The 6,854-nt window shown below is 71.4% G+C and carries 8 protein-coding genes; 3 read left to right on the top strand and 5 right to left on the bottom strand.

Translation table 11 applies throughout. The features are described 5' to 3' along the window. Positions 1 to 242: 242 nt before the first annotated feature. Positions 243 to 683, bottom strand: a complete 441-nt coding sequence (locus AC07A6_RS41105) for a MarR family winged helix-turn-helix transcriptional regulator (protein WP_478780514.1) — start codon at positions 681 to 683, stop codon at positions 243 to 245. Positions 684 to 778: 95 nt separating this feature from the next. On the opposite strand from AC07A6_RS41105, the gene AC07A6_RS41100 reads away from it, so the two are divergent. Both AC07A6_RS41100 and AC07A6_RS41095 read left to right on the top strand, forming a co-directional pair. Beyond that, positions 779 to 1,702: a quinone oxidoreductase family protein gene (locus tag AC07A6_RS41100; protein WP_478780513.1), complete on the top strand. Its 924-nt coding sequence runs from the start codon at positions 779 to 781 to the stop codon at positions 1,700 to 1,702. A 74-nt stretch (positions 1,703 to 1,776) separates the two neighbouring features. Continuing rightward, entirely contained in the window at positions 1,777 to 2,067 is a 291-nt protein-coding gene (locus tag AC07A6_RS41095; RefSeq protein WP_362474775.1) for a DUF1330 domain-containing protein, read from the top strand. Between the two features lie 29 nt (positions 2,068 to 2,096). Here the strand turns inward: AC07A6_RS41095 and AC07A6_RS41090 are convergent, their stop codons facing one another. Beyond that, positions 2,097 to 2,954, bottom strand: a complete 858-nt coding sequence (locus AC07A6_RS41090; protein WP_478780512.1) for a MerR family transcriptional regulator — start codon at positions 2,952 to 2,954, stop codon at positions 2,097 to 2,099. Between the two features lie 177 nt (positions 2,955 to 3,131). Here AC07A6_RS41090 and AC07A6_RS41085 point away from each other — a divergent pair, with 177 nt between their 5' ends. Next, positions 3,132 to 4,211 (top strand): beta-propeller fold lactonase family protein, encoded by a 1,080-nt coding sequence (locus AC07A6_RS41085; protein ID WP_478780511.1) that lies wholly within the window; start codon positions 3,132 to 3,134, stop codon positions 4,209 to 4,211. A 170-nt stretch (positions 4,212 to 4,381) separates the two neighbouring features. Here the strand turns inward: AC07A6_RS41085 and AC07A6_RS41080 are convergent, their stop codons facing one another. From AC07A6_RS41080 to AC07A6_RS41070, 3 genes are read right to left on the bottom strand one after another with little or no spacing between them, the layout of a single operon-like run. Then, complete coding sequence (locus AC07A6_RS41080; RefSeq protein ID WP_478780510.1) at positions 4,382 to 4,909, bottom strand: SMI1/KNR4 family protein; 528 nt, start codon at positions 4,907 to 4,909, stop codon at positions 4,382 to 4,384. Between the two features lie 56 nt (positions 4,910 to 4,965). Next, positions 4,966 to 5,349 (bottom strand): hypothetical protein, encoded by a 384-nt coding sequence (locus AC07A6_RS41075; RefSeq protein WP_478780509.1) that lies wholly within the window; start codon positions 5,347 to 5,349, stop codon positions 4,966 to 4,968. After that, entirely contained in the window at positions 5,340 to 6,737 is a 1,398-nt protein-coding gene (locus AC07A6_RS41070; protein ID WP_478780508.1) for an SMI1/KNR4 family protein, read from the bottom strand. The genes AC07A6_RS41075 and AC07A6_RS41070 overlap by 10 nt, the downstream gene beginning before the upstream one ends. Positions 6,738 to 6,854 lie beyond the last annotated feature (117 nt).

Here is a 6,854-nt window from a genome sequence, read left to right as displayed (position 1 = left end):
GACTCTATCAGACTCTTTCGTGTCCGATTTCCTCGGTGCTTTCGAGGTTCTGCGCTTTCGCGCTTTCCCTTTCCGGCGGTTCCGACTCTATCAGAAGTTTTCCACCGGATTTCCCGGCTTCAACGTTTCCGAATGGAGAGTCGAATGCACTCCACCCGGGAGAGATTCCCTGTGGAGTGGTGGTCGCCGAACTTGTCCAGTTCGAGGCAACCGTTTGACTCTACAACCCTGCCCCGGGGGTGTCAAAACGGCGCGGGAGCCTCGTGCACCCGTGCCAGCAGGGCCATCAAGGTGTCCCGCTCGGCCGGGGCGAGAGGGGCCAGCAGCTGCTCGTTCGCGGCTTCCGCGAGGGTCGCGCAGCGGGCCAGAGTGGCCTCTCCCTCCGGGGTGACGGTGACGGCGTTCTTGCGCCGGTCGGCCGGGTCCGGGGAGCGGAGCACGAGGCCCGCCTCCTGGAGGTGGTTGAGGATCCCGACCATGTCCTTCGGGTCCACGGCCAGCCGGCGGCCCAGGTCCGCCTGGGCCACGGGGCCGTACTCGGCCGTCGCGGCCAGCACCGCGTGCTGCATGAGCTTCAGGCCCTCCGCCGCGATGGCTTCCGCGACCAGGCCCCGCCCGCGCGCCGCGACGCGGCCGACGAGCCAGGTGGGCAGGGACTGGATGTGTCCGAGGGCTGAGGTCATGCGCGCACCCTACCCAAGAATCGTTGGACTTCCCCACGACTTCACCTTATCGTTGGGGCACCCAACGAATTCTGAACTCGGATCGGGGAGGTCCTGTGCTGCGCATGCGCCATGAGGTCAACGGCGGACCCGGAGTCCTGGTCGCCGAGGAAGTCGACCGCCCCCTGGCCGGGCCCGGGGAGCTGCTCGTCCGGACCGAGGCCATCGGGGTCACGCTGCCCACCGTCCGCAAGGTGCGGGAGGGGAGCGGGCCCGTGGCGTTCGGCGGAGAGGTGGCGGGCGTGGTCGTCGGGGTCGGTGAGGGCGTCACCTCCTTCGCCGTCGGAGACCGCGTCACCGGACTCTGCTTCGCCGACGCCTACGCCGAGTACGCAGTACTCCCCACCGCGATGGCCTCACCCGTCCCCGACGGGGCGACCGCCGTCGACGCGGTGGCGCTGGTCCGCAGCGGGCTGGTCGCCCGCGGCGCGTACGAGGCCGCGCACGTGCGGCCCGGGGAGTCCGTCCTCGTCACGGCGGCGGCCAGTGCGGTGGGCACGCTCGCCCTCCAGCTGGCCAAGACCGGCGGGGCCGGGCGCGTGGTCGCCGCCGTCAGCAGCGCCGACAAGGCCGCCTTCGTCCGCGGCCTGGGCGCCGACGAGGTCGTCCTGTACGAGGACGCCGACTGGGGCGCCCCGTACGACGTGATCCTCGACGGCGTCGGCGGCGACCTCCTCGGCCCCGCCGTCCGCGCCCTCGCCACGGGCGGCCGGCTGGTGGCCTTCAGCTCCGGCGGCGGCACCGTGGAGGCGTACGAACTCCTGCTGCGCGGGGCCTCGTTGATCGGCTTCCAGATGCGGGCCATCGCCCTCGGGCAGCCCGACGTCTACGCCCGCTGGCGGCGCGAGCTCTGGGAGCTGCGCGACGCCGGCACCCTGCGCACCGCCGTCCACGCGCGGATCCCCCTCCGCGAGGCCGCCCGCGCCCACGCCGTCATCGAGGAGCGCCGCAACCTCGGCAAGGTCGTACTGGTCCCCTAGTGCGCCGACCGGGGCAGCTCGCCGGCCGGCCGGTCTTGATCACGACGCCGGGAGCTCTGGTTAGGGTCGGTCCCATGACCGCTTACGTGATCGCAGACGTGCAGCTGACCGGTGATGCCGAGGAACTGGCCGAGTACCGGTCAAAGGTGGTTGCGACACTCGAACCGTACGGTGGCAGGTACCTCGCCCGGGGCGGCGAGGTGGACGTCGTCGAGGGCGCCTGGGAACCGGGGCAGATGGTCCTGGTGGAGTTCCCCGACCTGGCTGCAGCACGAGCCTGGAACGAGTCGGCGGAGTACCAGGCGATCGCACCTCTGCGCATCCGGAACACGGACAGCAAGAGACTGATCGTCCAGGGGCTCTGAACGCCGGCTACCCCGGCGAACCACCCAGGTCAGGCAGAGCACTGGACGTCCGCGGGCTCGTCGATCGGCCAGGCGATCTCCACGCGGTTGTCCGGGGCGTCCGGTGTCCCGGTCCACCGGCGGTAGACCATCCGGACCGGGCCCGCGAAGACGAAGCCGTGCGCGCCGATCCAGTCGGCGACGGCGTCGTACGCACCGAGGATCCGCGGGAACGCGGAAGCGGCTCCCGCGACCTCCGTGCAGGCGAGGGTGGTCTCGGGCAGCTCCCGCACGGTCATGCCCTCGGGCAGGTCCGCGGGCTGCGCGCCGCCCTCCCAGAACGGCAGGCACGCCTCGACGAGGGTCTCGTTCTCGTCGTCGCACACCCCGTGGAAGCGGACGAAAGCGGGCCCTGTGAAGGTGAGCGGACCGCGGCCGGCGACCGCGTACAGCTCCTGGTAGGCACTGCGGAGGAAGGCGTCGAGGCCGGAGTTGTCGAGGGTCGCCCCGCGGACGAGGATCCGTTCGGCGGCGCCCTGGCGGACGGTGACGCGGTGGGTCATCCCTGCTCCTTCGGTCAGTCGGCTCAACAGGCTGTGGACCGCGGAGCGCTGGACCTCCAGCCGCCGCTCTGCCGCCCGCAGCCGCCCCTGCAGGGCGGCGACCAGCTCCTCCTCGCCGGCCCCGAGCAGCCGGCGCACCTCGTCGACTGGGATGTCCAGCTGCCGCAGCGTCCTGATCGCCCGTGCCGTACGCACCTGGTCCCGCTGGAAGTACCGGTAGCCGCTCACCGGGTCGACGTACGCCGGCACCAGTACGCCGCTGGCGTCGTAGTGCCGGAGTGCGGTGATCGAAAGGCTGCTGGCCTGCGAGAACTGCCCGATCGGCAGCAGGTTTCTCCTGTCCACGGATCCGACTGTGCCGTCTCGCGTGACCTGAGAGTCAAGGCCTCCCCGTTCGTGGGGTTGCCCAGGGTGCGGCCGGTGTGGATGGAGTCGGCGTAGGCGGCGGCCACGATGCGCCGTCCGGTCAGCCTGAGCGTGAGCCTCACGTGGCTTTCCGCTCCGGAGACCTAGCGTTGCCCCATGACGAGGAGTCAGGACCTGGCGCGCCGAGCAGCCGTGGTGCTCTGTGTGACAGCGGCGCTGACGGGACCGGGAAACCCGGCCGGCGCATCCGTGGGGACGACGGCAGTCGGGCTGTCTCCGCGGCCTGATGCCCTCGTCTACATCGCCAACCTCCACTCCGACACGGTGTCCGTCGTCGACACCGACACCGGCACGGGCACGGGCACGGGCACGGTCGTGGACAGCATTCCCGTCGGGGACGGACCGGACAGCGTGGCCGTCAGCCCGGACGGCTCCCGCGTCTATGTCACCAATTCCGCGGCGGACACCGTATCGGTGATCGACGCCCTGACCAGGACGGTCATCGCCACCGTCGCTGTCGGGGACGAACCGAGCAGAGTGACGGTCTCGCCCGACAACCGGAACGTCTACGTCGCCAACGTCGGGTCGGACAACGTGTCGGTCATCAGCGCTCGCACCCGTGCCGTGACGGACACCGTCGCGGTGGGCGATGCCCCTCTGGGCGTGGCGGTCGCGCCCGACGGATGCACCCTGTACGTCGCCAACGCCGCGTCCGGCACCATCTCAGTGGTCCGCACCGCCAGCGGAACGGTCACCGGCACCATCCCTGTCGGCAGCGGACCGACCGCTCTGGTACTCACCCCCGACGGCCGCCGCCTGTACGTCTCGAACCTGACCTCGGACGACGTGTCGGTGGTCGACGTCCACGACGGCGCGGAAACGGACCGCATCCCGGTCGGGGACCAGCCTGCGGGGATCGGGGTGCGACCGGACGGGCGACAGGTGTACGTCGCCAACATCGGGTCCGACAACGTGTCCGTGATCAGCACCCGCAGCCGCGCCGTCACGGAAACGGTTGCCGTGGGAGACGGCCCCAACGGCCTCGCCGTCAGCCCGGACGGCTCCTTCGTCCACGTCAGCAACTTCGACTCGGACACGCTGTCGGTCATCGACACCTCGAACGCCCGCGTAACGGACACGGTGGCCGTGGGCGATGGGCCGACCGGCGTGGCAGCTGTACAGGGGAAAGCGGGCACGGCCCGAGGTCCGAAAGCCGCGCCGGTGCAGCTCGCCTGAACAAGGCGCCGCCAGGTTCGGTCTCTGTCGAAGCGGGGCGGGCGGCCGGGTCCGGGGCCTGCCTGGGCCGCCTCGCGGCACGCGGATGCGGGGCCATGACCGCCAGAGGTCGTGCACGGCCGTCTGCGGCCAGGTGGACTTGGTGCTCAGGCCTCAAAGAAACACGCGCGCTAGACGAGTCCGGGCTGCCCCGAGTCGTGGAAGCGGTCGACCGAGCGGCGCAGGAGGTCGAGGAACTCCGCGAGGCCGCCGGTGATCCGGTCGAACCCGCCTTCCTCGGAGGAGGTCCGCGACCGCCAGACGGCGCCGTCCGGGGCGACCGCGTACAGGATCCCGCCCCCGTCGGAGCCGATCAGCACGGCGGGGACGGCGCCGCCGGCCTCGGGCAGCGCGGTGCGTTCATCGACGGCGTGGGAGGCGGGGTGCAGGAAGTATCCGTTGCCGATGTCGCCCATGTGCACGGCGCCGATCTCGCCGTAGTAGGCCGCGAGGTCGGCGAAGCCCGAGGCCTCTGCGGCGATCCGGTCCGCGGCGGCGCGGTCCGCCGCCTCCGGCGGGTGGATCGCGTTCTCCTCCGGGCCGTACCCGTACTTCTCCTCGAAGCCGGCCACCACGGCCGCCAGAGCCGCCGACACCTCCTCCCGCCAGCCGGCGAGGAAAGCAGCGGTGACCGGGAGGGAGCCGTACGAATCGCGCATACCCCTCATCCTCACACCCCACACCCCGCCTGGCGCCCGGCGCCCGGGCCGGGTGCTCAGCCGAAGAGCAGGAGAACGCCCTTCTCCACGCAGAACCGCAGGACGAGGGCCAGTCGCCGGGCGTCCTCGACGTGCCGTTCCCGGAGCCCGTCGGTGCGGTACCGGGCCCAGTCGTCGGCGATCGCCTCCAGCCGGGGAGCGATGGCCGCGCAGTCGGCGGCCGTGAGGGGATCGCCGGCCACGTCGGGGTGGTCGAGGAGGGGCTCAAGCACGGTGGCGACCTCGCTCCACGGGCGTTCGCCGCCGAAGCCCCACATGTCGTCGAGGGCGAACCCTTCGGCCTGCGCCAGGGCGTACCGGAAGTCGTGGAAGCTGCGGCAGGACCAGGTGGCGTCCGGGCTGGTGATGTCCCCGTCGTCCGGGAAGAGGATCAGCCCCACGACCCCTCCTCAGGTCCCAGGTCGCCTTCGACAACGGTCCGGGTGATCAGAGGGCGGTGCCAGAGGGCGAGGAGTTCGTTGGCCAGATCGGCGGTCGCGAGCGGGTCGCGGTCGCCGCGTACGCGGATCCGGGCTGCCAGGAGACTCCGGGGGACGGCTCCGGCGTCGAGGAGTACGCGCCAGTCCTCCGGGGCGAGTGCGAGGAACTCCAGCGCCGCCAGCCCTGCGATCTGCAGCGGGTCGGCGAGCGTGCCGGGAGCCACGGTCAGGGTCCGCAGGCGGGGCAGTCCGGCGAAGGCCGCGAGGCTGAACGGGAGCCCTCCCCGTTTCCCGATGGTGAGGACTTCGAGGTCGGGGTGCACGGCCGCTGCCTCACGGTCCGGGTGATGGGGGTCGACTGCCGCCACAACCGGTGGACAGCTCTCGTCCCTCAGGCGCCATCGCCGGCGCCGGCCCAACACCAGGTCGGTAAGGGAGTCCGCCAGCAGTTCGGCGCCGATGAACTGCTCGTGGTCGAGCATGATGATCTGCCCGGTGTGGCCTCCGGGGCCCGGGGACAGGTCGACCGCGAGCCGGTCGCCACCTCCGTTGTCGCCGAAGACGAGCCACCCCGGCGAGCCGACGAGGCCCTGCACTGGCGCGTCGGGGGCAGTGACGACGGCTCGTTCGGCGGTGAACTCCCAGGGTGCCGGGCGGGACGACGCGTCCGCGGTGTAAAGGAAGTCCAGGGGGCCGAGTTCACAGCCGACGGCCTCGAAGACACGCCCGGCCGCTTCGTACGCTGCCTCACCGTGGCCCCAGTCGACCGACCGTGCCCGCGTCACCCGGTACAGCGCCTTGAGTTCGTCCGGCAACGGGATGCCGAGCCGGTCCTCCGCTGCGGCGATCTCCTCCTCGGTGGCGCCGATGGCGTCAGGCAGCCGTTCGCGGAGGGTCCGTTCCAGCAACACCGGGTCCGCGGACGGCGCCGGCACTGCCTCGGGCGTCGGATCGGGCAGCCGGCGCCAGGGTTCGGCAACCGCCCCTTCGACCAGGAGCAGCGTCCCCGGGTGAGCGGTGGCGATGCCCCCCTCCACGGCCGGACCGGTACAGAGGACGTGGAGCACCGTCGTCCCGGCTGGCGAGATTTCTGCTGTGAACGAGACGCCGTCCAGGCCCGAGCGGTTCGCAGCTGCCTGTATCCCGTCCGTCATCGCGGCCATGGCTTTGAGCTCCCCGATCACGGCAGACCTCCGTCTGTCGGTCCGGCGCCGCCACGGCATGGTCCAGCCGTCATGGTCGATGTGGCCCGCGACGTAACCGCCAGGGGTGGCGAGCACCTCTGCATTGTCGGCACGGAGCCGGCGCAACAGGGGCTCCCAGGTGGCGAAGTCGTGGAGCGCGGCCAAGATGATCACCTCGCGGAAGAAGCCCTAAACGCAGAAAAGCCCCGCACCAGAAGGTGCGGGGCTTTCCCACAATGATTGTTCGGCGGCGTCCTACTCTCCCACAGGGTCCCCCCTGCA

The sequence above is a fragment of the Streptomyces sp. NPDC044002 genome (assembly GCF_056434525.1).
Note: the sequence above shows the minus strand (reverse complement) of the source record. Positions and strands in the feature narration are given on the sequence as shown.

Coding starts and splice junctions, on each gene's coding strand:
- AC07A6_RS41105 (WP_478780514.1), bottom strand. CDS start 683: ATGACCTCAGCCCTCGGACACATCCAGTCCCTGCCCACCTGGCTCGTC.
- AC07A6_RS41095 (WP_362474775.1), top strand. CDS start 1,777: ATGACCGCTTACGTGATCGCAGACGTGCAGCTGACCGGTGATGCCGAG.
- AC07A6_RS41085 (WP_478780511.1), top strand. CDS start 3,132: ATGACGAGGAGTCAGGACCTGGCGCGCCGAGCAGCCGTGGTGCTCTGT.
- AC07A6_RS41080 (WP_478780510.1), bottom strand. CDS start 4,909: ATGCGCGATTCGTACGGCTCCCTCCCGGTCACCGCTGCTTTCCTCGCC.